Annotated in this window: 22 protein-coding genes; 17 read left to right on the top strand and 5 right to left on the bottom strand. The window is 55.2% G+C overall.

Annotation, left to right across the window (positions count from 1 at the left end; translation table 11 throughout):
- Nucleotides 1–70: 70 nt before the first annotated feature.
- The 5 genes from AEQ67_RS26935 to AEQ67_RS26915 form a co-directional block, all read right to left on the bottom strand.
- Entirely contained in the window at nucleotides 71–997 is a 927-nt protein-coding gene (locus AEQ67_RS26935; protein ID WP_059406810.1) for a GGDEF domain-containing protein, read from the bottom strand.
- Between the two features lie 373 nt (nucleotides 998–1,370).
- Entirely contained in the window at nucleotides 1,371–2,111 is a 741-nt protein-coding gene (locus AEQ67_RS26930; protein ID WP_007899713.1) for a YciK family oxidoreductase, read from the bottom strand.
- Nucleotides 2,112–2,286: 175 nt separating this feature from the next.
- Nucleotides 2,287–2,958, bottom strand: coding sequence for an N-acetylmuramic acid 6-phosphate phosphatase MupP (gene mupP / locus AEQ67_RS26925; RefSeq protein WP_059406809.1), 672 nt, complete (start codon nucleotides 2,956–2,958; stop codon nucleotides 2,287–2,289).
- Between the two features lie 4 nt (nucleotides 2,959–2,962).
- Nucleotides 2,963–3,661: a bifunctional 2-polyprenyl-6-hydroxyphenol methylase/3-demethylubiquinol 3-O-methyltransferase UbiG gene (gene ubiG, locus AEQ67_RS26920; protein ID WP_059406808.1), complete on the bottom strand. Its 699-nt coding sequence runs from the start codon at nucleotides 3,659–3,661 to the stop codon at nucleotides 2,963–2,965.
- A 58-nt stretch (nucleotides 3,662–3,719) separates the two neighbouring features.
- Nucleotides 3,720–5,054, bottom strand: coding sequence for a TRZ/ATZ family hydrolase (locus AEQ67_RS26915; RefSeq protein WP_059406807.1), 1,335 nt, complete (start codon nucleotides 5,052–5,054; stop codon nucleotides 3,720–3,722).
- A gap of 108 nt (nucleotides 5,055–5,162) precedes the next feature.
- On the opposite strand from AEQ67_RS26915, the gene mtnA reads away from it, so the two are divergent.
- The 17 genes from mtnA (at nucleotide 5,163) to AEQ67_RS26830 (ending at nucleotide 26,083) form a co-directional block, all read left to right on the top strand.
- Complete coding sequence (gene mtnA, locus AEQ67_RS26910) at nucleotides 5,163–6,239, top strand: S-methyl-5-thioribose-1-phosphate isomerase (RefSeq protein ID WP_059406806.1); 1,077 nt, start codon at nucleotides 5,163–5,165, stop codon at nucleotides 6,237–6,239.
- Between the two features lie 425 nt (nucleotides 6,240–6,664).
- Nucleotides 6,665–9,334 (top strand): DNA gyrase subunit A, encoded by a 2,670-nt coding sequence (gene gyrA, locus AEQ67_RS26905; RefSeq protein ID WP_059406805.1) that lies wholly within the window; start codon nucleotides 6,665–6,667, stop codon nucleotides 9,332–9,334.
- Nucleotides 9,335–9,543: 209 nt separating this feature from the next.
- Entirely contained in the window at nucleotides 9,544–10,629 is a 1,086-nt protein-coding gene (serC, locus tag AEQ67_RS26900) for a 3-phosphoserine/phosphohydroxythreonine transaminase (RefSeq protein WP_059406804.1), read from the top strand.
- Nucleotides 10,629–11,723: a prephenate dehydratase gene (gene pheA / locus AEQ67_RS26895; protein WP_007899727.1), complete on the top strand. Its 1,095-nt coding sequence runs from the start codon at nucleotides 10,629–10,631 to the stop codon at nucleotides 11,721–11,723. Before serC ends, pheA begins: the two co-directional genes overlap by 1 nt.
- A 10-nt stretch (nucleotides 11,724–11,733) precedes the next feature.
- Nucleotides 11,734–12,846, top strand: a complete 1,113-nt coding sequence (gene hisC, locus AEQ67_RS26890; RefSeq protein WP_059406803.1) for a histidinol-phosphate transaminase — start codon at nucleotides 11,734–11,736, stop codon at nucleotides 12,844–12,846.
- Nucleotides 12,847–12,874: 28 nt separating this feature from the next.
- On the top strand, nucleotides 12,875–15,082 hold the full coding sequence (locus AEQ67_RS26885) for a bifunctional prephenate dehydrogenase/3-phosphoshikimate 1-carboxyvinyltransferase (protein WP_059406802.1): 2,208 nt from the start codon (nucleotides 12,875–12,877) through the stop codon (nucleotides 15,080–15,082).
- Nucleotides 15,079–15,768: a (d)CMP kinase gene (gene cmk / locus AEQ67_RS26880; RefSeq protein WP_059406801.1), complete on the top strand. Its 690-nt coding sequence runs from the start codon at nucleotides 15,079–15,081 to the stop codon at nucleotides 15,766–15,768. Before AEQ67_RS26885 ends, cmk begins: the two co-directional genes overlap by 4 nt.
- 120 nt (nucleotides 15,769–15,888) lie before the next feature.
- On the top strand, nucleotides 15,889–17,583 hold the full coding sequence (gene rpsA, locus AEQ67_RS26875; RefSeq protein ID WP_059406800.1) for a 30S ribosomal protein S1: 1,695 nt from the start codon (nucleotides 15,889–15,891) through the stop codon (nucleotides 17,581–17,583).
- A gap of 217 nt (nucleotides 17,584–17,800) precedes the next feature.
- Entirely contained in the window at nucleotides 17,801–18,079 is a 279-nt protein-coding gene (locus AEQ67_RS26870; protein WP_059406799.1) for a hypothetical protein, read from the top strand.
- Nucleotides 18,080–18,230: 151 nt separating this feature from the next.
- On the top strand, nucleotides 18,231–18,554 hold the full coding sequence (ihfB, locus tag AEQ67_RS26865) for an integration host factor subunit beta (RefSeq protein WP_059406798.1): 324 nt from the start codon (nucleotides 18,231–18,233) through the stop codon (nucleotides 18,552–18,554).
- On the top strand, nucleotides 18,547–18,801 hold the full coding sequence (locus tag AEQ67_RS26860; RefSeq protein WP_059406943.1) for a lipopolysaccharide assembly protein LapA domain-containing protein: 255 nt from the start codon (nucleotides 18,547–18,549) through the stop codon (nucleotides 18,799–18,801). The genes ihfB and AEQ67_RS26860 overlap by 8 nt, the downstream gene beginning before the upstream one ends.
- 405 nt (nucleotides 18,802–19,206) lie before the next feature.
- The gene (locus tag AEQ67_RS26855) at nucleotides 19,207–20,265 is read left to right on the top strand and encodes an LPS O-antigen chain length determinant protein WzzB (protein ID WP_059406797.1); all 1,059 of its coding nucleotides are present in this window, start codon (nucleotides 19,207–19,209) and stop codon (nucleotides 20,263–20,265) included.
- A 153-nt stretch (nucleotides 20,266–20,418) separates the two neighbouring features.
- Entirely contained in the window at nucleotides 20,419–21,603 is a 1,185-nt protein-coding gene (locus tag AEQ67_RS26850; protein WP_059406796.1) for an oligosaccharide flippase family protein, read from the top strand.
- A 126-nt stretch (nucleotides 21,604–21,729) separates the two neighbouring features.
- Nucleotides 21,730–22,740 (top strand): hypothetical protein, encoded by a 1,011-nt coding sequence (locus AEQ67_RS26845; protein ID WP_059406795.1) that lies wholly within the window; start codon nucleotides 21,730–21,732, stop codon nucleotides 22,738–22,740.
- A 26-nt stretch (nucleotides 22,741–22,766) separates the two neighbouring features.
- Nucleotides 22,767–23,756, top strand: a complete 990-nt coding sequence (locus AEQ67_RS26840) for an EpsG family protein (protein WP_161807486.1) — start codon at nucleotides 22,767–22,769, stop codon at nucleotides 23,754–23,756.
- A gap of 88 nt (nucleotides 23,757–23,844) precedes the next feature.
- Nucleotides 23,845–25,056, top strand: coding sequence for a glycosyltransferase (locus tag AEQ67_RS26835; RefSeq protein WP_059406793.1), 1,212 nt, complete (start codon nucleotides 23,845–23,847; stop codon nucleotides 25,054–25,056).
- The gene (locus tag AEQ67_RS26830) at nucleotides 25,049–26,083 is read left to right on the top strand and encodes a polysaccharide biosynthesis protein (RefSeq protein WP_059406792.1); all 1,035 of its coding nucleotides are present in this window, start codon (nucleotides 25,049–25,051) and stop codon (nucleotides 26,081–26,083) included. Before AEQ67_RS26835 ends, AEQ67_RS26830 begins: the two co-directional genes overlap by 8 nt.
- Nucleotides 26,084–26,086: the final 3 nt, after the last annotated feature.

The raw sequence follows: 26,086 nt of genomic DNA, 5'->3' as shown, positions 1-26,086 counted from the left end.
ATCGTTGAAGGGTAGATCACATTCGCGAGCAGGCTCGCTCCCACATTTGTTTTGAGTTGTGGCGCAAGGATCAGCCCGCCATCGCCAACCGGTTACGCCCTTCGCGCTTGGCCACATACAGCGCGCTATCCGCCCGGCGCAACAGGCTTTCTGCAGATTCGCCCGGCAACAGGGTCGAGCAGCCCAGGCTGACCGTCAGGCCGATCGATTGGCCATCGGCCGAATATTCCTCAGTCTGCGCCGCAAACCGCAGGCGTTCGCCGACCATGGCCGCCGCTTCCCGGCTGGTGTTGGACAACAGGATCAGAAACTCTTCGCCACCAAACCGGAAGACCATGTCGACGTTGCGCAACTGGTTTTTGATCGAGGCTGCAACCGCCTTGAGCACATCATCGCCGGCGCTGTGACCGTGGTTGTCGTTGATGTGTTTGAAGTGATCGATGTCCAGCATTAGCAGCGACAAGGGCTGCAGGTGCCGGCGCGACATGTCGATTTCCCGTTGCAGGGTCTGATCCATGGCGATGCGGTTGCCCGTGCTCGTTAGCGGGTCGCGTAATGCGCTTTGGGTGGCGGCGCGGTAGAGCAGGGCATTGCGCATCGGGTACAGCAAGGCGGACAGCAGCGACTCGAGGTTGCCCTGTTCCTTCTCGCTGAAACGCTGATTGCGGCGGAACACCAACTCACCCAGATGCTCGCCTTCGTGGCTGAGGCTGTAGCTGATCGAATGACGGCCGCGCAGGCCGAGCTCAAGGCGCAAGTCACTGGACGTGTGCTGGTAGCTCAAGGCGTCTAGCGGTACAAGTTTCTGAATTTCACGGAAGAACAGCCCGAGGATGCGTTGTGGCTCAAGACTGGTTTGCAGCTGCAGGCTCAGTTGCTGACGCAATTGCGCAAGACTGATGGGCCTCTCCAGAGGGGCGGGCTGCTGACCAAAGCCCAGGCGTTGCAATTTGGCACTATCAAAGTCAATTGCGTTGGTCTGGGAAGGTGATTTCATATGGCATGCGCCCCTAAGCAGTAAGGCTGTCTTACAAGCTGGGTGAGAGCGGCTTTGGGCTGCGCGTCATACTGGTCCGTCAGTCCCGTAGGACATTTCGTACAAGTCTAATCCGCTTTTCGGAAGATTAGTAACCAATCGACTCAGGCGCTGCACCATCTGCTTTCACACGGCGTGTCTGAGCAGATGTAGAGCGAAAGTCGTGCCATCGGTTCAATTGGATAAAAAACCGTTCTAAATCAACCTTGTGGATATGTTGAGACGAAATGGCAGAAAATTCGATGTCATTTGTTTGACTTGAACTGCAGTAGTTACAACGTTTTTTGCATGCCGCGACGGGAATTCGTCACGGCACAAAAGCGACGCGCGGGCGTTACTGCGCGTTGAAAGCCTGGCCGTTGATGCCAGTGCTGTCCGGCCCCATCAGGTAGAGGTAGACCGGCATGATCTCTTCGGGCGTCGGGTTGTTCAGCGGGTTTTCACCCGGGTACGCCTGGGCACGCATGCTGGTGCGAGTGGCGCCTGGGTTGATGCTGTTGGAGCGCACGGGGGCAACGGTGTCGACTTCGTCGGCGAGGGTTTGCATCAAGCCTTCGGTGGCGAACTTGGAGACACCGTAAGCGCCCCAATACGCACGGCCCTTGCGACCGACGCTGCTGGAAGTGAACACCACCGAGGCGTCCTGAGACAGCTTGAGCAGCGGCAGCAAGGTACTGGTGAGCATGAACATGGCGTTGACGTTGACGTGCATGACGCGCATGAAATTCTCACCGGACAACTGCTCGATCGGCGTGCGCGGCCCAATGATCGATGCGTTGTGCAGCAAGCCATCGAGGTGGCCGAATTCGGTTTCGATCATCGCCGCCAGCTCATCGTATTGATGGGGCAGGGCAGTTTCCAGGTTGAACGGAATCACCGCCGGTTGTGGATGGCCGGCGGCTTCGATTTCGTCGTAGACCTGAGTCAGGTTGGCTTCAGTCTTGCCCAGCAACAAAACCGTGGCACCGTGGGCGGCGTAGGTTTTCGCGGCGGCAGCGCCGATGCCACGGCCGGCGCCGGTGACCAGGATGACCCGGTCCTTGAGCAATTCAGGGCGGGCGGAATAATCAAACATAAAAAACCTCACAAAACAGAAGACACATCGCGGCGCGGCCATCGCGGGCAAGCCCGCTCCCACAGGTTCTGTTGGTGGATACAAAACATGTGAACACCTTTGATCCCTGTGGGAGCGGGCTTGTCCGCGATGGCGTCAGCATTCACGCCACATTCCCAGAATCCGCAATCGGCACTCAGCAGCTGCAAAGGGCGCTATCGAGCACCTTGCGCAACTCCAGCGGATGATCCACCACTACGTCCGCACCCCAGTGCCGAGGATTGTCGTCCGGGTGAATGTACCCGTAAGTCACGGCAGCCGTCTTGGTGCCGGCATCGCGCCCCGACTCGATATCACGCAGGTCGTCGCCCACGAACAACACGCTGGCCGGATCGAGGTCGAGCATCTTGCACGCCAGAATCAACGGTTCCGGATCCGGTTTGCTGTTCTTCACATGATCCGGGCAGATCAACAGCGCCGAGCGCTCGGCCAGGCCCAGTTGCTGCATGATCGGCTCGGCGAAACGCAGCGGCTTGTTGGTGACCACGCCCCAGATCAGGTTGGCTTTCTCGATGTCGGCCAACAACTCGCCCATGCCGTCGAACAGCTTGCTGTGAACCGCACAACCGACCAGGTAGCGCTCCAGGAACTCCAGGCGCAGCTCCTCGAAGCCCGGGGATTGCGGGTCCATGGAAAACGTCACGGCGACCATCGCCTTGGCGCCGCCGGAGATCTCGTCGCGAATGTGCTTGTCGTTCATCGGCGGCAAGCCACGGTCGGCGCGCATGGCCTGACAGATCGCAATGAAGTCCGGCGCGGTGTCGAGCAGAGTGCCGTCCATGTCGAAAAGAACTGCTCTGATACGCATCGGCTTACTCCTCGCGCAGGGTCTGGATCATGTAGTTGACGTCGACATCGGACGCCAGTTTGTAGTGCTTGGTCAGCGGGTTGTAGGTCAGCCCGATGATGTCCTTGACGGTCAGGCCGGCCATGCGGCTCCAGGCGCCCAGCTCGGAAGGGCGGATGAATTTCTTGAAGTCGTGGGTGCCGCGCGGCAGCAACTTCATGATGTATTCGGCGCCGACGATGGCGAACAGGTACGCCTTCGGATTGCGGTTGATAGTGGAGAAAAACACCTGGCCACCGGGCTTGACCATGCGGAAGCAGGCGCGGATCACCGAGGACGGGTCCGGCACGTGTTCGAGCATTTCCAGGCACGTGACCACGTCGAACTGCTCAGGCATTTCCTCGGCCAGGGCTTCGGCGGTGATCTGCCGGTATTCGACGCTCACGCCCGATTCCAGCTGATGCAACTGCGCGACCGCCAGCGGCGCTTCGCCCATGTCGATGCCCATCACGGTCGCGCCGCGCTGGGCCATGGCTTCGCTGGGGATGCCGCCGCCGCAGCCGACGTCTAGGACTTTCTTGCCGGCCAGACTGACCCGTTCGTCAAGCCAGTTGACCCGCAGCGGGTTGATGTCGTGCAGCGGTTTGAATTCGCTTTCGCGGTCCCACCAGCGATGGGCCAGGGCTTCGAATTTGGCGATTTCGGCGTAGTCGACGTTGCTCATGGTTTAAGTCCTCTAAAACTTGAAAAATCCTGTTGCCCCGGTGTTGAATCCAGGGTGCTTACGATTCGGTGTGGCCGCTGATGCGCTGGCCCCAGGCCTTGGCGGTGGCGCAGAGTTGTTCTTCATCCAGGCGGGTCAGTCTACGGTCGTCGAGCAGTTGCTTGCCGGCGACCCAAAGGTGTTTTACGCAGTCCCGGCCTGTGGCGTATATAAGCTGCGAAACCGGGTCGTAGATCGGTTGCTGCGCCAGGCCAGAAAGGTCGAACGCCACGATGTCTGCGGCTTTGCCGACTTCCAGCGAACCAACTTCCGCCTCGATCCCCAGCGCGCGAGCGCCGTTGAGCGTGGCCATGCGCAGGGCGCTATGGGCGTTCAGTGCGGTGGCCGAGCCGGCGACGGCTTTGGCCAGCAGGGCGGCGGTGCGGGTTTCGCCGAGCAGGTCGAGGTCATTGTTGCTGGCCGCGCCATCGGTGCCGACGGCCACATTGACGCCCGCCTGCCACAGACGCTCCACCGGGCAGAAACCGCTGGCCAGCTTCAGGTTCGACTCCGGGCAATGAATCACGTTGGTGTTACTTTCTACCAGCAGTGCCAGGTCTTCATCGCTGATCTGCGTCATGTGCACGGCCTGAAAGCGTGGCCCCAGCAAGCCCAGGCGGCCGAGGCGCGCCAATGGGCGCTCGCCACGCTGTTCGACCGATTGCTGCACTTCGAAAGCGGTTTCATGCACGTGCATGTGAATCGAGGCATCCAGTTCCTCGGCGATGACCCGGATTTTCTCGAGGTTTTCGTCGCCCACGGTGTAGGGTGCATGAGGGCCGAAGGTGATTTTGATGCGCTCGTGGTGCTTGAGATCGCCGAACAATTCGACGCCCTGACGAATGGCGTCGTCCGCCGTGCTGGCGCCCGGGATCGGGAAGTCGAGGATCGGAATGGCGATTTGCGCGCGAATGCCGCTGTTATGCACGCACTCGCTGGCAACCTTCGGGAAGAAATACATGTCAGAGAAGCAGGTGATGCCACCTTTGATCTGTTCGGCGATCGCCAGATCGGTGCCATCGCGTACAAACGCTTCGTCGACCCACTTGGCTTCGGCCGGCCAGATGTGGTTTTCCAGCCAGGTCATCAGCGGCAAATCGTCGGCCAAGCCGCGGAACAGCGTCATCGCCGCATGCCCGTGGGCATTGATCAGGCCGGGGCTGAGCAGCATGTCCGGCAATTCACGGACTTCAGTTGCGTTAAGCTTCAGCGCAGCCGCGCGCGGACCGATAAAGACGATGCGCCCGTCACGGATGCCGAGGGCGTGCTCCTTGAGGACAACGCCAGCAGGTTCGACGGGTACTAGCCAGGTCGGCAGCAATAACAGGTCGAGCGCAGCGGCAGTGTTCGGCATCGAAGGTCGGTTCCAGTGCTTTTGTAAAGGATGGCGAAGTATACCCGAGCGTCTTCGCGGGGGGATCGCTATAATCGGCGGCTTTTGTTCATGAGTGCGGGGTGAGGGATGCGCGATCGACTGTTGGCTGCGGAGAAAGTGAAGGCCATCGATTGGCGTGATGGCGCCCTGTACCTGCTGGATCAGCGTATTTTGCCATTCGAGGAAACCTGGATCGCCTACACCAGCGCCGCTGGCGTGGCCGAAGCCATTCGTTCGATGGTCGTGCGCGGCGCGCCGGCCATTGGCATCAGTGCCGCGTATGGCGTGGTGCTGGCTGCCCGCGCCCGCTTTGCCCAGGGCGGTGACTGGCAAGCGGCGCTGGAAGAGGATTTTGCCCTGCTGGCCGACTCCCGACCGACTGCAGTCAATCTGTTCTGGGCCCTGGGTCGCATGCGCGACCGTCTCGAGCGCCTCAAGCATCACGCCGATCCGCTGGCCGTGCTGGAAGCCGAGGCCATCGCCATTCATGAAAGTGATCGCGAAGCCAATCTGACCATGGCGCAGCTGGGCGTCGACCTGATCCGCAAGCACCAGGGCAATGCCCAGGCGATCCTGACTCACTGCAACACTGGCGCACTGGCCACCGGCGGCTTTGGTACGGCGCTGGGGGTGATTCGCGGGGCGTTCATCGAGGGCATGGTCGAGCGCGTCTACGCCGATGAAACCCGTCCTTGGCTGCAAGGCTCGCGGCTGACTGCTTGGGAACTGGCCAACGAGGGCATTCCCGTGACCGTCAATGCCGACTCCGCCGCGGCGCACATCATGAAAACCAAAGGCGTGACCTGGGTAATCGTGGGTGCCGACCGGATCACTGCGAATGGTGACGTGGCCAACAAGATCGGTACTTATCAGCTGGCGGTGAACGCCATGCATCACGGCGTGCGCTTCATGGTGGTGGCGCCGAGCTCGACCATCGACATGAACCTGGCCAGTGGCGACGACATTCCCCTTGAAGAGCGTGATGGTCGCGAGTTGCTGGAAGTCGGCGGCAAGCGGGTCGGGGCAGATGTTGATGCGTTCAACCCGGTGTTCGACGTGACCCCGGCTGACTTGATCGATGCGATCGTCACCGAGAAAGGCATCGTCGAGCGCCCGGATACCGCGAAAATGGCGCAGTTGATGTGCCGCAAGCGCCTGCATTAAAAATCTCTCGTGTCTGCCAAATAGCCATCGCGGGCAAGCCCGCTCCCACAGTTTTTGTGAGCGCAACAGAACCCTGTGGGAGCGGGCTTGCCCGCGATGAGGCCTCCAAGCTCAACAAATCAGCCAGAATGGGCTCGGAATTCCGCATCAACACGGCTCTAAGCCTCTCTCGTCCCCTTTCAGCCTGTCACCGGTCAACTAACTATGCTCCATGCGCATCAGGGGGATAGGTGCGTGGCGGCTCTTGTGATAACATCCGGCGTTTTCCGAGGCAGTCCCGCGGGGTTGTCTTTACTGCGCAGATCCATGGCATAACTCGTTGATTTGTCGTAAGTCGGTGCATGGCAGTCAGCCTGCGTCGGCGAGCTTCGTTCGTCCCATATGGATGTGACGAAGTTTCACCAGAAAAAGGAATCAGGCTTCTCATGGGCGAACTGGCCAAAGAAATCCTCCCGGTCAATATCGAAGACGAGCTGAAGCAGTCCTACCTCGACTACGCGATGAGCGTAATTGTCGGGCGGGCACTGCCGGATGCGCGCGATGGCTTGAAGCCCGTGCACCGGCGTGTGCTGTTCGCGATGAGCGAGCTGGGCAACGACTTCAACAAGCCGTACAAGAAATCTGCCCGTGTTGTCGGTGACGTGATCGGTAAGTATCACCCTCACGGTGATACCGCGGTGTACGACACCATCGTTCGGATGGCGCAGCCATTCTCGCTGCGCTACCTGCTGGTAGACGGTCAGGGCAACTTCGGTTCGGTGGACGGCGACAACGCCGCGGCCATGCGATACACCGAAGTGCGCATGACCAAGCTGGCGCACGAGCTGCTGGCCGACCTGCACAAAGAAACCGTGGACTGGGTGCCGAACTACGACGGCACCGAAATGATCCCCGCGGTCATGCCGACCCGTATTCCCAACCTGCTGGTCAACGGCTCAAGCGGTATTGCCGTGGGCATGGCGACCAACATTCCGCCGCACACCCTCGGTGAAGTCATCGACGGTTGCCTGGCCCTCATCGACAACCCTGAGTTGACCATCGATGAGCTGATGCAATACATCCCCGGTCCGGACTTCCCGACCGCCGCGATCATCAACGGTCGCGCCGGCATCATCGAAGCCTACCGCACCGGTCGCGGACGCATTTACATGCGCGCCCGCTCGATGATCGAGGACATCGACAAAGTCGGTGGCCGCCAGCAGATCGTCATCACCGAACTCCCTTACCAGCTGAACAAGGCCCGTCTGATCGAGAAGATCGCCGAGCTGGTTAAAGAGAAGAAGCTCGAAGGCATCACCGAACTGCGCGACGAGTCCGACAAGGACGGTATGCGCGTCGTGATCGAGCTGCGTCGCGGCGAAGTGCCTGAGGTCATCCTCAACAACCTCTACGCCCAGACCCAGCTGCAAGCGGTATTCGGTATCAACATCGTTGCGCTGATCGACGGCCGTCCGCGGATCCTGAACCTCAAGGACCTGCTGGAAGCCTTCGTTCGTCACCGTCGCGAAGTCGTGACCCGCCGTACCGTGTTCGAACTGCGTAAAGCGCGCGAGCGTGGCCACATCCTCGAAGGTCAAGCGGTTGCCCTGTCGAACATCGACCCGGTCATCGCCCTGATCAAGGCTTCGCCGACCCCGTCGGAAGCCAAGGAAGCGCTGATCAAGACCGCATGGGAATCCAGCGCCGTAGTAGCGATGGTTGAGCGCGCCGGTGCCGACTCGTGCCGTCCAGAGACCCTGGACCCGCAATACGGCCTGCGCGAAGGCAAGTACTTCCTGTCGCCAGAACAGGCGCAAGCCATTCTGGAACTGCGCCTGCACCGCCTGACCGGTCTGGAACACGAGAAGCTGCTGGCCGAGTATCAAGAGATCCTCAACCAGATCGGCGAACTGATCCGCATCCTCAGCAGCGCCACGCGCCTGATGGAAGTGATCCGCGAAGAACTGGAAGTGATCCGCGCCGAATACGGCGACGTGCGCCGCACCGAAATTCTCGATGCCCGTCTCGACCTGACCCTGGGTGACATGATCCCGGAAGAAGAGCGCGTCGTGACCATCTCCCACGGTGGCTATGCCAAGACCCAGCCATTGGCTGCGTACCAGGCTCAGCGTCGTGGCGGTAAAGGCAAATCGGCGACCGGCGTCAAGGATGAGGACTACATCGCTCACCTGCTGGTCGCCAACAGCCACACCACGCTGCTGCTGTTCTCCAGCAAAGGCAAAGTGTACTGGCTGAAAACCTACGAAATCCCGGAAGCGTCCCGCGCTGCCCGTGGTCGTCCGCTGGTCAACCTGCTGCCGCTGGACAGTGATGAATACATCACCACCATGCTGCCGGTCGACGAGTACACCGAAGGTCACTTCATCTTCATGGCGACTGCCAAAGGCACCGTGAAGAAGACCCCGCTGGAATCCTTCAGCCGTCAACGCAGCGTCGGCCTGATCGCGCTGGAGCTGGATGAAGGCGATGTGCTGATTTCTGCTTCCATTACCGATGGCAGCCGCGAAGTCATGCTGTTCTCCGACGGTGGCAAGGTGACTCGCTTCAAGGAGACCGACGTTCGCGCCATGGGCCGTACCGCTCGTGGTGTTCGCGGCATGCGTCTGCCGGAAGGCCAGAAGCTGATTTCCATGCTGATCCCGGAAGAAGGCAGCCAGATCCTCACCGCTTCGGCTCGTGGTTTCGGCAAGCGGACGGCGATCACTGAATTCCCTGAGTACAAGCGTGGCGGCCAGGGCGTTATCGCCATGGTCAGCAACGACCGTAACGGCCGTCTGGTCGGCGCGGTCCAGGTGCTCGACGGCGAGGAGATCATGCTGATTTCCGACCAGGGCACTCTGGTTCGTACACGGGTCGACGAAGTCTCCAGCCTGGGTCGTAACACCCAGGGCGTGACCCTGATCAAGCTCGCCAGCGATGAAACACTGGTCGGTCTGGAGCGGGTTCAGGAGCCGTCGGAAGTCGAGAGCGAAGAGCTGGAAGGTGAAGAGCTCGAAGGTGAAGAGGGTGCAGTGTTCGACGGTGAAGTCGTGATCGACGACGTTGCCGACGACCAGCAACTCGACGCCGCCGCCGACGAAGAGCCACAGGAGTAAGCGGGCAAGCAGGGGGCGGATGAAAATTCGCCCCCTTGTTGTTTGTCCCTATGGAAATAATGACACCCCTGTAGGAGCGAGCTTGCTCGCGATGGTCGTCAACGATAACGCGGGGCGTCTGGTGCACCCTTGCGCCCTCGGGTTTTTCGCGAGCAAGCTCGCTCCTACAGATTGATAGCGTGATCCACCAAATCAGAGCGAGATTGGATGTGAGCAAGAGAGCCTATAACTTCTGTGCCGGTCCTGCGGCGCTTCCCGAAGCTGTCCTGAAGCGCGCTCAGGGTGAACTCCTCGACTGGCACGGCAAGGGCCTGTCGGTCATGGAAATGAGCCATCGCAGTGATGAGTTCGTGTCCATCGCCACCAAGGCCGAGCAGGATCTGCGTGATCTGCTGGATATCCCCTCGAATTATAAAGTGCTGTTTCTGCAAGGTGGCGCCAGCCAGCAATTTGCTCAGATCCCTCTGAACCTGTTGCCGGAAGGCGGCACCGCCGACTATATCGACACCGGTATCTGGTCGCAGAAAGCCATCGAAGAAGCTTCGCGCTACGGCAACGTCAATGTGGCCGCTACCGCCAAGCCTTACGACTATTTCGCTATTCCCGGTCAGAACGAATGGAGCCTGTCAAAAGACGCGGCCTACGTTCACTACGCACCGAACGAAACCATTGGCGGTCTGGAATTTCAGTGGGTCCCGGAAACCGGTGACGTTCCGCTGGTGGCCGACATGTCCTCGGACATCCTCTCGCGTCCGATGGATGTTTCGCGTTTCGGCATGATTTACGCCGGTGCCCAGAAAAACATCGGCCCGAGCGGCATCGTCGTCAACATCGTTCGCGAAGACCTGCTGGGCCACGCCCGTTCCCTGTGCCCGACCATGCTCAACTACAAGGTCGCGGCCGATAACGGCTCGATGTACAACACCCCGCCAACCCTGGCCTGGTATCTCTCGGGTCTGGTATTCGAGTGGATGAAGGAGCAGGGTGGTGTTGAAGCGATCGGCAAGCTCAACGATGTGAAACAGCGCACGCTGTACGAATTCATCGATGCCAGTAGCCTGTACACCAATCCGATCAACAAGTCGGACCGCTCGTGGATGAACGTGCCATTCCGTCTGGCGGACGACCGTCTCGACAAACCATTCCTGGCCGGTGCCGAGGAACGTGGCCTGTTGAACCTCAAGGGTCACCGTTCCGTGGGCGGCATGCGTGCCTCCATCTATAACGCCGTCGATATCGTTGCGGTCAACGCACTGGTTTCGTACATGGCAGAGTTCGAGAAGGAACACGGCTAATGTCTGAGCAAGAACTCAAGGCACTGCGCCTGCGCATTGATGCCCTGGACGAGAAAGTCCTGGAGCTGATCAGTGAGCGCGCACGCTGCGCCCAGGAAGTTGCGCGAGTAAAGATGGCCTCGCTGGCCGAAGGCGAAGTGCCGGTGTTCTATCGTCCTGAGCGTGAAGCTCAGGTGCTCAAGCGCGTGATGGAGCGTAACCAGGGGCCGCTGGGCAACGAAGAGATGGCGCGGCTGTTCCGCGAAATCATGTCCTCGTGCCTGGCCCTCGAGCAGCCGCTGAAAGTGGCTTACCTCGGCCCTGAAGGCACCTTCACTCAAGCAGCAGCCATGAAACACTTCGGCCATGCCGTGATCAGCAAGCCGATGGCGGCGATCGACGAAGTGTTCCGCGAAGTGGCGGCCGGTGCGGTGAACTTTGGCGTGGTCCCGGTGGAAAACTCCACCGAGGGCGCGGTCAACCACACCCTCGACAGCTTCCTCGAACACGACATGGTCATCTGTGGCGAAGTCGAGCTGCGGATTCACCACCACCTGTTGGTCGGTGAAAACACCAAGACCGACAGCATCAGCCGCATCTATTCCCACGCCCAGTCCCTGGCCCAGTGCCGTAAATGGCTGGATGCCCATTACCCGAATGTCGAGCGCGTGGCGGTGTCCAGCAACGCCGAAGCAGCGAAGCGGGTCAAGGGTGAGTGGAACTCGGCGGCGATTGCCGGCGACATGGCTGCAGGCCTGTACGGGCTGACCCGTCTGGCCGAGAAAATCGAGGATCGCCCGGATAACTCCACGCGATTCCTGATGATCGGCAGCCAGGAAGTGCCGCCGACCGGCGACGACAAGACTTCGATCATCGTCTCCATGAGCAACAAGCCTGGCGCGCTTCACGAGTTGCTGGTGCCGTTCCACGACAACGGCATCGATCTGACACGGATCGAGACCCGTCCGTCGCGCAGCGGCAAATGGACCTACGTGTTCTTCATCGACTTCGTCGGCCACCACCGCGATCCGCTGGTAAAAGGTGTGCTGGAAAAGATCAGTCAGGAAGCAGTAGCACTCAAAGTGCTGGGTTCCTACCCGAAAGCAGTTCTCTAAGGGGTAGCAAATGAGTGGTGACTTCCTCGCTCTGGCACAGCCGGGCGTGCAACAACTTTCGCCTTATGTCCCGGGCAAACCCGTGGACGAACTGGCGCGCGAGCTGGGTATCGATCCAGCCAAGATCATCAAGCTGGCGAGCAACGAAAACCCGTTGGGCGCCAGCCCCAAGGCACTGGCAGCCATTCGTGATGCATTGGCCGAGCTGACCCGTTATCCGGACGGCAACGGTTTTGCGCTCAAGAGCCTGCTGGCCGAGCGGTGCCGCGTCGAACTGAATCAGGTGACGTTGGGCAACGGTTCCAACGACATTCTGGAGCTGGTAGCCCGTGCCTACCTGGCGCCGGGCCTTAACGCGGTGTTCAGCGAGCATGCGTTCGCGGTCTACCCGATCGTGACCCAGGCTGTTGGCGCCCAGGCGAAAGTGATCCCGGCCAAAGACTACGGTCACGATCTGCCTGCCATGCTGGCCGCGATCGACGCCGACACCCGTGTGGTGTTTATTGCCAACCCGAACAACCCGACCGGCACCTGGTTCGACGCCGAGGCCCTGGACGAATTTCTCCAGGACGTCCCGGAGCACGTGTTGGTGGTGCTGGACGAGGCCTACATCGAATACGCCGAAGGCAGCGACTTGCCGGATGGTCTCGACTATCTCGCGGCGTACCCGAACCTGCTGGTTTCGCGCCCCTTCTCCAAGGCCTATGGCCTGGCGGCGTTGCGGGTCGGTTACGGCTTGTCCACCGCCGTGGGCGCCGATGTGCTGAACCGCGTGCGCCAGCCGTTCAACGTCAACAGCCTGGCCCTAGCCGCTGCTTGCGCTGCACTGCAGGATACCGAGTACCTGGCAGAAGGCCGTCGCCTGAACGAATCCGGCATGCAGCAACTGGAAGCGGGTTTCCGTGAGCTGGGGCTGAGCTGGATTCCGTCCAAAGGCAACTTCATCTGCGTCGATCTGGGTCGCGTTGCGGCACCGGTCTTCCAGGGCTTGCTGCGCGAAGGCGTGATCGTGCGTCCGGTGGCCAACTACGGTCTGCCGAATCACCTGCGCATCACCATCGGTCTGCCAGCGGAAAACAGCCGCTTCCTCGAGGCGCTGACCAAGGTCCTGGCTCGTGGTTGATGTCACTGCACTGCAATCTGCTGCACCTATGATCGGTCGCCTGGTGGTGGTCGGTCTGGGGTTGATCGGCGGTTCGTTTGCCAAGGGGTTGCGTGAGAGCGGCCTGTGCCGCGAAGTGGTCGGGGTCGATCTTGATCCGCAGTCGCGCAAGCTGGCGGTTGAGCTGGGTGTGGTGGATCGCTGCGAAGAAGACCTGGCCGTTGCTTGCCAGGGCGCCGACGTGATTCAACTGGCCGTGCCGATCCTTGCCATGGAGAAAATGCTCGGTCGCTTGGCCGGGATGAATCTGGGGCAAGCGATCCTGACTGATGTCGGCAGCGCCAAGGGCAATGTGGTGCGTGCGGCGACCGAAGCGTTTGGCGGTATGCCGTCGCGTTTCGTGCCGGGGCATCCGATTGCCGGTTCCGAGCAGAGCGGCGTGGAAGCTTCCAACGCCGAGCTGTTCCGTCGCCATAAAGTGATTCTGACGCCGCTGGATCAAACCGATCCGGCAGCCTTGGCAGTGGTCGATCGGTTGTGGCGCGAATTGGGCGCCGATGTCGAACACATGCAGGTCGAGCGTCACGACGAAGTGCTGGCGGCGACCAGCCATTTACCGCACTTGCTGGCATTCGGTTTGGTCGATTCGTTGGCCAAGCGCAATGAAAATCTTGAGATCTTCCGTTACGCTGCGGGCGGTTTCCGCGATTTCACAAGAATCGCCGGAAGCGACCCGGTGATGTGGCACGACATCTTCCTCGCCACCCGCGAAGCTGTCCTGCGCACTCTCGATACATTTCGCAGCGACCTCGACGCCTTGCGCGACGCGGTCGATGCAGGGGATGGGCACCAATTGTTGGGCGTATTCACTCGCGCCCGGGTTGCCCGCGAACATTTCAGTAAAATCCTGGCCCGCCGGGCTTATGTGGACGCTATGAACTCCAACGACCTGATTTTCCTGGCACAACCTGGTGGCCGCCTGACTGGGCGGATTCGTGTACCGGGCGATAAATCGATTTCCCACCGTTCGATCATGCTTGGCTCTTTGGCCGAAGGCGTCACCGAAGTCGAAGGTTTCCTCGAGGGCGAAGACGCCCTGGCGACGCTGCAAGCGTTCCGTGACATGGGCGTCGTGATCGAAGGCCCGCACCATGGTCGCGTGACCATTCACGGTGTCGGCCTGCATGGCCTGAAGCCAGCGCCGGGCCCGATCTACCTGGGCAACTCCGGCACTTCGATGCGTCTGCTGTCTGGCCTGTTGGCTGCGCAGAACTTCGACAGCACCCTGACGGGCGACGCTTCGTTGTCCAAGCGTCCGATGAATCGCGTGGCCAATCCGCTGCGTGAAATGGGCGCTGTGATCGAGACCGCCGCCGAAGGTCGTCCACCGATGACCATTCGTGGCGGCAACAAACTCAAAGGCCTGACCTACACCATGCCGATGGCCAGTGCACAGGTTAAGTCCTGCCTGCTGCTGGCGGGTCTGTACGCCGAAGGCAAGACCACCGTCACCGAGCCTGCTCCGACCCGTGACCATACCGAGCGCATGCTGCGAGGCTTCGGCTACCCGGTCACTGTCAACGGCGCGACCGCGTCGGTCGAGTCCGGGCACAAGCTGACCGCGACCCACATTGAAGTGCCGGGCGATATCTCGTCTTCGGCCTTCTTCCTGGTGGCCGCCTCGATCGCCGAAGGCTCGGAGCTGGTGCTCGAACACGTCGGCATCAACCCGACCCGTACCGGCGTGATCGACATCCTGCGCCTGATGGGCGCTGACATTACCCTGGAAAACCAGCGTGAAGTCGGCGGCGAACCGGTAGCGGACCTGCGCGTACGTGCAGCTAAACTCAAGGGTATCGAGATTCCGGAAGCGCTGGTTCCACTGGCTATCGACGAATTCCCGGTGCTGTTCGTGGCCGCAGCGTGTGCCGAAGGGCGCACCATCCTGCGCGGCGCCGAAGAACTGCGCGGGAAGGAATCGGACCGTATCCAGGTCATGGCCGATGGCTTGCTGGCACTGGGCGTCAAATGCGAACCGACCCCGGACGGCATCATCATCGACGGCGGCCAGATCGGCGGCGGCGAAGTGCACGGTCACGGCGATCACCGGATTGCCCTGGCCTTCAGCGTGGCCTCGTTGCGCGCTACTGCACCAATCCGCATCCATGATTGCGCCAACGTCGCGACGTCGTTCCCGAACTTCCTCGCGTTGTGCGCGCAGGTCGGTATCCGTGTTGCCCAAGAGGCTCAGTCGTGATTATCAAGCCACCGGTCATTACCATCGACGGCCCAAGCGGGTCGGGCAAGGGCACTATTGCCGGGATTCTGGCCAAGCGTCTCGGTTGGTGCCTGCTGGATTCCGGTGCGTTGTACCGTCTGCTGGCGTTCGCGGCGCGTAACCATGGCGTCGATCTGACCAATGAAGAATCGTTGAAACTGCTGGCCGCTCATCTGGACGTGCAGTTCGTCGGCGCGACAGAAGGTCATCCGCAGCGAATCATCCTCGAAGGTGACGATGTCACCGACGATCTGCGTAACGAACAAGTGGGTGCCTGGGCTTCCCAGGTGGCCGCGTTGCCGGCGGTGCGCGACGCGCTGCTGCAGCGCCAGCGGGCGTTCCAGGAGCCGCCGGGCCTGGTGGCCGATGGTCGCGACATGGGCACGGTGGTTTTTCCGGACGCGCCGCTGAAGATATTCCTCACTGCCAGTGCCGAGGAGCGTGCGCGCCGTCGATACTTGCAGTTGAAGGGCAAAGTCGATGGTGTTAGTCTGTCGAGTCTGCTAGATGAGATACGTGCACGCGATGAGCGTGACACCCAGCGAGCGGTAGCCCCGCTCAAGCCGGCGGCTGACGCCATACAGCTGGATTCCACGGAATTATCCATCGACCAGGTGCTGGAACGCATCATGAGCGAGATCGCCATTCGCGATATCGCCGGGTGACCAAGAAACACCGTAGGGGACCAGTCATAGTCTTGCGGTGCTTCTTCTAATGAACATAACCCACGTCGTCTGGGACGTGGAGATGGGCGTATCCTTCGCCCTTATTCAACAGGAATTAAAATGAGCGAAAGCTTTGCGGAACTCTTTGAAGAAAGCCTAAAAACCCTGAACCTTCAGGCAGGCTCCATCATCACCGGTGTTATCGTTGATATCGATTACCAAGCTCGCTGGGTAACCGTTCACGCTGGCCTGAAGTCTGAAGCACTCATCCCGCTTGAGCAGTTCTACAACGATGCTGGCGAACTGACTATCAACGTCGGTGACGAAGTTCACGTTGCTCTGGACTCGGTTGAAGACGGCTTTGGTGAAACCAAGCTGTCCCGTGAAAAAGCCAAGCGCGCTGAATGCTGGATTGTTCTGGAAGCAGCCTTCGCAGCCGAAGAAGTGGTCAAGGGCGTTATCAACGGTAAGGTTAAAGGCGGCTTCACAGTCGACGTTAACGGCATCCGTGCGTTCCTGCCAGGTTCTCTGGTTGACGTTCGTCCAGTGCGCGACACCACGCACCTGGAAGGCAAAGAGCTGGAATTCAAGGTCATCAAACTCGACCAGAAACGCAACAACGTTGTCGTTTCCCGTCGCAGCGTCCTCGAAGCCGAGAACTCCGCCGAGCGTGAAGCTCTGCTGGAATCCCTGCAGGAAGGCCAACAAGTCAAAGGTATCGTCAAGAACCTCACCGATTACGGCGCATTCGTCGATCTGGGTGGCGTCGATGGCCTGCTGCACATTACCGACATGGCTTGGAAGCGTATCAAGCATCCTTCCGAAATCGTCAACGTTGGCGACGAGATCGATGTCAAGGTTCTGAAGTACGATCGCGAACGCAATCGTGTTTCCCTGGGCCTCAAGCAACTGGGCGAAGATCCATGGGTTGCTATCAAAGCCCGTTACCCAGAAAGCACTCGCGTTACCGCTCGTGTAACCAACCTGACCGACTACGGCTGCTTCGCTGAGCTGGAAGAAGGCGTTGAAGGCCTGGTACACGTTTCCGAAATGGACTGGACCAACAAGAACATCCACCCTTCGAAAGTCGTACAAGTCGGCGACGAAGTGGAAGTTATGGTTCTGGACATCGACGAAGAGCGTCGTCGTATCTCCCTCGGCATCAAGCAGTGCAAATCTAACCCATGGGAAGATTTCTCTGGCCAGTTCAACAAGGGCGATAAAATCTCCGGCACCATCAAGTCGATCACCGATTTCGGTATCTTCATTGGTCTGGACGGCGGCATCGACGGTCTGGTTCACCTGTCCGACATCTCCTGGAACGAAGTGGGCGAAGAAGCCGTTCGCCGCTTCAAGAAGGGCGACGAGCTGGACACCGTTATCCTGTCGGTTGACCCAGAGCGCGAGCGTATCTCCCTGGGTATCAAGCAACTGGAAAGCGATCCGTTCTCCGAGTACGTTCAAGAGAACGACAAAGGCGCAATCGTTAAAGGCATCGTGAAAGAAGTTGACGCTAAAGGCGCCATCATCACTCTGGCCGACGATATCGAAGCGACTCTGAAAGCCTCCGAAATCAGCCGTGACCGCGTTGAAGACGCGCGCAACGTTCTGAAAGAAGGCGAAGAAGTAGAAGCCAAGATCATCAGCGTTGACCGTAAGAGCCGCGTAATCCAGCTCTCGATCAAGTCGAAAGACGTTGAAGACGAGAAAGAAGCAATCCAAAGCCTGCGCGACAAGCCAGCGACTTCGGAACCAGCTGCTGGTCCTACCACTCTGGGCGACCTGTTGCGTGCACAAATGGAAAAACAGAACTAAGTTCTGTCAGACCATAGAAAAAGGGCGACTTCGGTCGCCCTTTTTTGTGCCTGGGATTTGGTGATTCTATCGATCGCCCAGTGCTACGACGGATGCCGGTGAAACAATAGGCGCCGCGAGCTGTCTCTTTCTTTAATCGTATCAATCGTTTAATTGCAGCTAGTCTTTAGTCTGAAACGAACGATCGTCGAGCGGGTCGCACGACCCAAGGAAGTGAATGAACAAGCTCATTGTCGCAATAGCAATTCTGACACTGGCGGGGTGTACCACTAATGCGAAGACTCACGCGGTGCGTGGTGTCAGCGGCATAGAGGTCGATTGTTCGGGGTTGGGATCGGGGTGGGACAGGTGTATCAAGCGAGCGGCAAAAGAGTGTAAGGCGGCAGGTTACAAGGTCGTGGCAAGGTCCGATGATGCCAAAGAAGAGGATGAATTCCCCTTTGGCTTCAATCCTGCGGGCTATTTTACACGCACCATGTTGGTTATCTGTAGATGAGTGCGAAGGGCAGGTTCGGTGTTGTCGTGCGCTGGAATTGGGCGCCTCATGGCTGGTAAAGATATGTCGAAACTCGGGCTGTTCAAATTCATCCGGGCGTGCTAAAACCTTTGAAGCGCTGATCTAGCTGCTTGAAAAAGAAGGGAAAAATATGACGAAGTCGGAGTTGATCGAACGAATTGTCACCCATCAAGGGCTGCTCTCATCCAAGGATGTGGAGCTGGCCATCAAGACCATGCTCGAGCAAATGTCCCAATGCCTGGCCACCGGTGATCGCATCGAGATCCGTGGTTTTGGCAGCTTCTCACTGCACTATCGCGCACCGCGCGTGGGCCGCAATCCTAAAACCGGTCAGTCCGTGAGCCTCGACGGGAAGTTCGTACCGCATTTCAAGCCGGGTAAAGAACTTCGAGATCGGGTGAATGAGGATGAGGACGAGTTTGGTAACGAGCATCATGGGGAAGAGCGTGCGTAGGTTCAATCGCCTGTTGCTGATACTTGTGCTGCTACTGCTGGTGGCGGCCATTCTGGTGTTTTTCCTGGAGAATCAGCAGGTCGTTGGCTTGGTGTTCTTGGGGTTTGCCTTCCCGGCACTACCGGTTTCGGCGTTGATGGTAGGGGCACTATTGCTCGGTCTTCTTATCGGGCCAGCTATGGGGTTATTGGTCGTTTCGCGTAGCCGTCACAAGCTCCGGTTGAGATTGAACGACACCACCAAATAGCATGCAAAAGATTTTTTTTTTGCGTATTGCTCTATTTTCAGGTGTGCGCGAGCGTACCTGTATCCACTCATCCCTCCACGGTGTCCTGTTCGAGGTTGATTCTCATTGGCGCTTTTATCAAGTGCGCGACAGGTGCAATGGATTGCCAGTGATCCCAAATGTCGACGAGAGATCATAAAAGCTGGTTTGCCAGCACGTAAGTATCAGATATTCTAGGCATTAACAGCTCGCGATATCGTCTGTGCAGGGAGGTGATCTGCACTAGCGCATTCATTGGTATTCTGGCGATTTTTGGTCTCAGGCAAAAATGTTTCGTCCATTTTTTTGCGCGGACCCATACCTGATTCTCTGTAGTCGAGTTAGTGTCACGAGCAAAATAAGCTGGATTCAAGGAATAAGGTATAAATGGTTAACGAGCGCGAACATCTTATCGAGAGCGATGAGATTGATCTGACTGAATTGTTCAAAGGGGTGTGGAAGCAGAAGCTATTCATTTTGCTTTGCACATCCATCGTTTTCCTCGCAGCGGCCGTCTACGCTTGGAAAGCGACACCTATCTATGAAGCGACATTCCTGGTACAGCCCCCCACGCAGAATGATGTTGCCAATTTTAACTATGGGCGAGGAGGCGATAGCAAACTGCCAGAACTCACCGTTAAAGATGTCTATGATGTCTACCGCAAACATTTGCAATCTGAATCGTTGCGCTTAGAACTCTTTCAAACTGTGTTTCTGCCAACCTTGACTGAGGAACAGCGCAAAGGGCCGCAGAACTCTTTATTTAATTGGTTTAGTCGGTCATTGGTTGTTTCTCTGCCCAACAAGGACGACCCGACGCGTTTCGCTATTACCGCGATGGTAGCGGATCCAAAAGCTGCAGTTGAGTGGGTGACCGAGTATGCGCACAAAGCAGGTGAAAGGGCTAAGGAAGAGGTGATCAATAATGACAAAGCCGATGCTACGGTCAAAGCCAACAACCTGCAGCGCGAGATTGATATGTTGCGGGCAAGTTCGCGTAAAGACCGAGATGATCAGATGGTTCGACTCAATGAGGCGCTGTTAGTCGCCAGGTCCATCGGGTTAGAGAAGCCTCCGATAATAACGGGCAAGCTTTCAGCTGAAGTTTCTTCCGGTATGGACGGCTCCCTGACTTACATGCGCGGTAGCAAAGCACTTGAGGCTGAGCTCGACAACCTGCAAAAGAGGCAAACAGATGATCCGTTCATCGAAAAACTGCGTGCGAAGCAGGAGAGCTTGTCGTTTTATCGTACGCTAGATATCGATCCTGCTAGCGTGGCTGTTTTTCGTCAGGATGGGGTGGTAGCAATGCCTGATCAACCGATTAAGCCGCGAAAAATGCTGATTTTGGCGCTGGGTTTGGTATTTGGCTTTGCCATTGGAGTTTTCTTGGCATTTGCTCGCTTTCTATTATTTGAGAAGTTTGCACCTCAACGCTCCCTCTAGGAGGGGCGTTTTAAAGTTGTAGCCATTGCTGAAGGTCTCAGGGATGGACCTGTGACGCATAGGTTCTTAGCTTTTGTGAGGTGTTTGTTGAATTTGGCTCAGCTCAAAAAGATTTGCAAGGATAATGTTAAGGTTATAAGTAATTATTCCCACATGACAATCTTGCAGGTGGTGAATTCTTTCTTTTATATCTTAATCTACCCATTTGTTATCAATACGGTAGGGGTCGAAAACTACGGGCTTTATGTTTTTGCCACCAGTATAGCTGCATACTTCATAGTGTTTATTAACTTTGGGTTTGATATGCATGCTGCAAAATTAATATCGTTAAGCCCGGATGATAATAAGCTACATTCTTCGCTGCTGTCTTCGGTGACAGTGGCGAAAATTTATTTAGAGTTGTTCGCAGTTCTAGTGTTTTTCGTTCTGATCATGAATATACCGTTCATGAGAAGCAACTGGCTGCTGTTTGTTCTGTGCTTTGCTAATACGCTTTCCTGTATCTTTCTACCGGTTTGGTATTTTCACGGTATGCAGAAAATGAAAATCCTTACAATAATACAACTTTCTTCTAAGTTGTTGTCGCTGCCGGTTATTTATTTCTGTATTAATAGTGTTGATGATGTCGGTATATATACTGCTATCGTCGTCGCCACCAATGTGCTTTCGGCGGTATTGGCGTTCGGAATGGCAATAAAGATTTCTCGCTTGACACTTAAGTGGCCTTCCATAGTGAAGGTGAAAGATCTGTTGTTTGAAGTGCAGCCGTTTTTTTGGTCCAGTGCCACGAATACACTTAAGCAAAAAAGTATAGAAATTATCATCGGTTCGTTGTTTGGAATGAAAGAAGTAGCCATTTACGACTTGGCGAACAAAATATTTTCGGTGCCAAGCTTGTTAGCCTCAAATATAAATGCAGCACTGTTTCCTGTGATGGTAAAGAAAGCACATAAAAACACTATCAATAAAATAATTAAAATTGAAGTTTTTATAGGGCTACTTTGCATGCTGTCAGTAGTGGTGGGCGGATATTGGGTTGTCAAGTTAGTGTCAGTACATGACATGCAAGAAGCCTATTACCTATCCGTTCTGCTAAGTATCAATATTATGACTTTCCTGATTGTGGGGAGCCATATTTATTTTATATTCGTTCCTCACCAGCGTTATGATTTCGTGTTGAGGAATCAGGTCGTCTCCGTTGTTTCATTTTATGTTTTTTGTATAGCGTACCTGTCAATAAGCTGGAGTGTTTATTCGGTGGTCCTGGCTTTGGTGAGTTCTGCATTGTTGGAGATACTTTACAGTTACTCTTTGGTTAATAAGGTGAAGGGCTATTAGTTTATTTGGTCCAGGCTTTCTTTTTGATGTTCGTCTCTTTGGTAAGTAGATGGCTGAATTGAAGGTTGAAAGTGCGATGGGCTTGATAGGCTGATCTTATAGATTATGTAGGGTGTGTAAAATACAATGGAAAACTTCAATATCCCGGTTGTTCTTTTTTTGTTCAAGCGCATAGATAAACCGTTGGAAGTGCTTAAACAAATCTCAAAAGTGGCACCTGCACGGCTGTACTTATTATCGGATGGCGGTAGAAATAAAGAGGAGAAAGCGCTCGTAGAGAAGTGCAGGCAAGCCATTGAAGAGGCGATCACGTGGGATTGTGAAGTTATTCGGAAGTATGAAGAAAACAATATTGGGGTTTATTCAAACATAGCCGAAGGGGCGAAATGGGTATTTGAGCGCGAGGAGTGCGCTATTTTTCTTGAGGATGACAATCTCCCAGAGACTTCATTCTTCAAATTTTGTGAAGAAGTGCTGGCAAAATATCGGGATGATAGTCGCGTTCTTTGGGTGTGTGGAACTAACTATCTGAAAGAATATGCTCCCGAGGATGGCTCGAGTTACGTGTTTACCAAAAACATGATGCCATGTGGTTGGGCGTCTTGGGCGAATAAGTTCACCAGGTTTTATGATGGTGAGTTGACCCTTTGGCGGAACAGTTACATAAAGGAAAGAATAAAGGACGAGTATCAGTATAAAAATTTATATTATCAGGATAAATACAATCTTGAATATGAACTGGATGCCAAAGAGAACCTGGGCCGGTTCTACTCTTGGGATTATCAAATGAGCTTCAGTATGCGTGCGCATAATGTGTACGCAATCGTTCCCAAGTATAACCAAATCAAGAATATCGGCGTTGATAGTGACTCCACTCATGGTGGGCATTCGATGCAAGATATCATGGTAGAAAGATTTTGCGGTATAGAAACAAAGATGATGGACTTTCCGCTGAAGCACCCTGACGCCCTGCTTATTGATAGGCCTTTTGAAGTGGCTGTAGCGAAGATTATATTGCACCCCAAGTTTTTTTCTCCACGATCTATTGCCTCTCGAATGATCAGAAGTTTTCTTGGTGTTAAAAAGACTGAAAGCATAGCTGGTTTCCTTAAGAATAAGTTTTCCAAAGGGAAGTAGATATGTATAAAAGAAGATATCTGTCTATGTTGGCTGCGTTGCTGGTTTTTCTAGTGATGTGGGTTCTGTATGGTTGGAACTACTGGAACGGCGACAGAGACGGATATGAGTTGTATTATTATACCCGCGACACACTTGCCAGTTGGGGAGGGGAGGTCGGCTATGGCTATATTAATATACTGTCAAATGAGTCTGGCTTGTCTTTTCAAGGTTTTCAGATTCTGGTTTCTCTTGTAACGCTTTTTTTGGTGTTTAGGTATGTCGCGAAAAGAGCGGTGTCACCGTTTGTTTCTTTGCTCTTGTATTTGATTTGTTTTTTTTCTCTCGACTTTGTTTTGATGCGAAACTTTCTTTCTTTCGCTATTTTTTTACAAGCTATGCTGGTTCTGTTCGAGGCTAAACCCTATTGCAAGGTTAAGTATGTGGCGCTGATTTTGTTGGCCGCTACATTTCACAAGTCATCGCTGCTCTTTCTTGTATTCATGTTTATGCCACTGGACAGAGTGGTTCCGTTCGGCAGATTCTTCCTGGTGTTTTTGTCGTTTGTTTTTTCATATGTAGTATTGCGGTTTGTTGTGCCTTTGCCTGAAAGTATAGCAACTCACTTTAGTTATTATAATACGTCGATGAAAAGCTCGTTCGCCAACGTATTTGTTCACATGGTCTCAGTTATACTCATGGCCTTGGTTGTGATCGCGGAAAAGAAAAGCTTGCGTAAGATTTACTGTTCGTCAGGCAGGAATAAAGAACTCGCATTCATATTGAACGTGAATTTGTTCTCGTTGTTTTTTGTCGTGCTGTATTTCGAGGCAGAGATATTTATCAGGCTGTTCAGGTCTATCTTGTTCTTTAATTTGTTGCATTGCGTGAACTCTTTGTTCTTGCAGCGGAAAACCTACTCATTTCTAATTCTTTATATTCTGATTTTTTCTGGATACCTGGTGTTTTTTTTCATCATTCCAGTTGCGGGGTTTTCTATTGTTCCGCTTCTAAACAATAATCTGCTTTTGAATTGACGCGGCGAATAAGGTATGCTGTGGGCTATTTTCGTAGGTGGTGTCACGCATGGCTCCCTCTTTTCGCTGTGATTCAGGTGAGATTCTCATGAAGGTTTTGTTCTTAGGTGGGATTTTCAGTGATCGTGACAAAAGCGATATCATTCGGAATTCTAAGGGCGGGGTGCAATATGCAGCGGATACTCTCCAAAAAAACTATATCAATGGTTTTTCTCAAAGCAAATCTGTGCAAGCTGTCTCTGTAATAAACTTGCCTTTCATTGGTGCTTACCCGAACCGATACCGCCAGCTTTTTTACCGGCCGGTCACGGAGCGTGAATCGCTGAACCAGGCAACTATTCTGAACATCGGGTTCTTCAATTTAACCATTGTGAAGAATATCCATAAGGTCATCCTGGCTATTAAGACGATTTTGTCGGAGATGAAGTCTCATCCAGATCAGCGTCAAGTCTTAGTTTGCTACTCCATGCACTTTCCTTTTTTAGTGGCTTGTTATTTTGTCAAGCTTTTGAGGAAGGAAACACACCTTTGTGTTATCGTTCCCGACCTGCCGGAGTACATGGCGGTGAGGAAAGGTGTTGCTAAATTCTTTTTCCATATGCTTTCCCGTGTTTCCTATTTTATCGTAAGCAAATCTGACAGTATTGTCGCGATCACTCGGGAAATGCTGGAGAAATTTGACGCAGATATCCAGAAAGTTGTTATAGAAGGGATTGCTGACAAACGTTATATTTCCATTGCCGAAGTGGGGCAAAGAAAAAATTATTACTTGTATACCGGGACACTGGATCGTCGCTACGGAATAAGAAATTTAGTTGACTCTTATGTAAGTTCCGGCATTGATAGTTACGAACTGTACATTTGCGGTGACGGAGATGACCGTAAGTATGTAGAGGGGGTCTCTGCTTCTAATCCCAATGTCAAGTATTTTGGGCAGTTGGACAGGGATTCGGTTCTTGGGTTGCAGCGCGATGCCGCATTGCTAATAAACCCCAGGGATAATGACTCGGTGTATACAAAGTATTCGTTTCCCTCAAAAATAATTGAATATATGTCTTCTGGTGTGCCGGTGCTGATGTACAAGCTTGATGGTATACCGGAGGAGTATTATGATTTTTGTTACCTGATACCCCCAGGTGGGGATGGATTGAAGATGAAGTTGTTGGAGCTTTCCAAGCTCGCTGATAGTGAATTTATTAGTAAGGGTAAGTCTGCTAAACAATTCATTGTCGAAAATAAAATGCCTGATATGCAGGTCGGTAAGCTGTTGGACGCTATTAAAGGAAAAGATCATGTTTAAAGGCAAGAAGTTATTGATTACTGGTGGTACTGGTTCTTTTGGCAATGCCGTTCTTAAGCGCTTCCTCGACACCGATATCGCCGAAGTCCGTATCTTCAGCCGCGATGAGAAGAAGCAGGATGACATGCGTAAGCGCTATGCCAGTTCCAAGCTGAAATTTTACATCGGCGATGTTAGGGACTACCAAAGCGTACTGAACGCGACCCGTGGTGTGGATTACATCTTCCACGCTGCCGCCTTGAAGCAAGTGCCTTCGTGCGAGTTCCACCCTATGGAGGCGGTCAAGACTAACGTGCTTGGTACCGAGAACCTCCTTGAGGCAGCCATTCAGAACGAGGTGAAGCGTGTCGTTTGTCTGAGCACCGATAAAGCGGTTTACCCGATCAACGCCATGGGGATTTCCAAGGCGATGATGGAAAAAGTCATGGTGGCCAAGTCGCGCAACGTAGATGACACCAAGACTGTCATTTGCGGTACTCGTTATGGCAACGTTATGGCGTCACGTGGATCGGTGATCCCGCTCTTCATCGAGCAGATCCGCGCGGGCAAGGAATTGACCCTGACTGATCCGAACATGACGCGCTTCATGATGACGCTGGCCGATGCAGTAGACTTGGTGTTGTATGCCTTCAAGCATGGCAATAACGGAGATCTGTTCGTGCAGAAAGCTCCGGCGGCAACAGTGGAAGTCTTGGCGCGGGCGTTGACTGATATGGTCGGCAAACCCGAGCACCCGATCCAGGTGATCGGTACTCGTCATGGCGAGAAACTTTATGAAGCGCTGCTCAGCCGGGAAGAAATGGCGTGCGCCGAAGATATGGGTGATTACTTCCGCATTCCACCGGATCTGCGTGACCTCAATTACGCCAAGTTTGTCGAGCAGGGCGAAACTAAAATCTCGCGTACTGAAGACTACAACTCGCACAATACTGAACGTCTTGATGTCGAGGGTATGCAGCGATTGCTGTTGAAGCTGGACTTCATGCGCGCTATCCAGCGTGGCGAGCACGCAACGCCCGAGGAATAAAAC

Origin of the sequence: Pseudomonas sp. RIT-PI-q (genome assembly GCF_001297125.1) — a bacterium.
GTDB lineage: Bacteria > Pseudomonadota > Gammaproteobacteria > Pseudomonadales > Pseudomonadaceae > Aquipseudomonas.
The sequence above is the reverse complement of the archived record's forward strand: the minus strand, read 5'-3'. Positions and strand labels throughout refer to the sequence as shown.

Coding starts and splice junctions, on each gene's coding strand:
- mupP (WP_059406809.1), bottom strand. CDS start 2,958: ATGCGTATCAGAGCAGTTCTTTTCGACATGGACGGCACTCTGCTCGAC.
- ubiG (WP_059406808.1), bottom strand. CDS start 3,661: ATGAGCAACGTCGACTACGCCGAAATCGCCAAATTCGAAGCCCTGGCC.
- AEQ67_RS26870 (WP_059406799.1), top strand. CDS start 17,801: ATGAACAAGCTCATTGTCGCAATAGCAATTCTGACACTGGCGGGGTGT.
- AEQ67_RS26930 (WP_007899713.1), bottom strand. CDS start 2,111: ATGTTTGATTATTCCGCCCGCCCTGAATTGCTCAAGGACCGGGTCATC.
- AEQ67_RS26915 (WP_059406807.1), bottom strand. CDS start 5,054: ATGCCGAACACTGCCGCTGCGCTCGACCTGTTATTGCTGCCGACCTGG.
- AEQ67_RS26855 (WP_059406797.1), top strand. CDS start 19,207: ATGGTTAACGAGCGCGAACATCTTATCGAGAGCGATGAGATTGATCTG.
- gyrA (WP_059406805.1), top strand. CDS start 6,665: ATGGGCGAACTGGCCAAAGAAATCCTCCCGGTCAATATCGAAGACGAG.
- AEQ67_RS26885 (WP_059406802.1), top strand. CDS start 12,875: ATGATCGGTCGCCTGGTGGTGGTCGGTCTGGGGTTGATCGGCGGTTCG.
- AEQ67_RS26845 (WP_059406795.1), top strand. CDS start 21,730: ATGGAAAACTTCAATATCCCGGTTGTTCTTTTTTTGTTCAAGCGCATA.
- AEQ67_RS26935 (WP_059406810.1), bottom strand. CDS start 997: ATGAAATCACCTTCCCAGACCAACGCAATTGACTTTGATAGTGCCAAA.
- AEQ67_RS26840 (WP_161807486.1), top strand. CDS start 22,767: ATGTTGGCTGCGTTGCTGGTTTTTCTAGTGATGTGGGTTCTGTATGGT.
- AEQ67_RS26835 (WP_059406793.1), top strand. CDS start 23,845: ATGAAGGTTTTGTTCTTAGGTGGGATTTTCAGTGATCGTGACAAAAGC.
- hisC (WP_059406803.1), top strand. CDS start 11,734: ATGAGTGGTGACTTCCTCGCTCTGGCACAGCCGGGCGTGCAACAACTT.
- rpsA (WP_059406800.1), top strand. CDS start 15,889: ATGAGCGAAAGCTTTGCGGAACTCTTTGAAGAAAGCCTAAAAACCCTG.
- AEQ67_RS26850 (WP_059406796.1), top strand. CDS start 20,419: ATGACAATCTTGCAGGTGGTGAATTCTTTCTTTTATATCTTAATCTAC.
- mtnA (WP_059406806.1), top strand. CDS start 5,163: ATGCGCGATCGACTGTTGGCTGCGGAGAAAGTGAAGGCCATCGATTGG.
- ihfB (WP_059406798.1), top strand. CDS start 18,231: ATGACGAAGTCGGAGTTGATCGAACGAATTGTCACCCATCAAGGGCTG.
- pheA (WP_007899727.1), top strand. CDS start 10,629: ATGTCTGAGCAAGAACTCAAGGCACTGCGCCTGCGCATTGATGCCCTG.
- AEQ67_RS26830 (WP_059406792.1), top strand. CDS start 25,049: ATGTTTAAAGGCAAGAAGTTATTGATTACTGGTGGTACTGGTTCTTTT.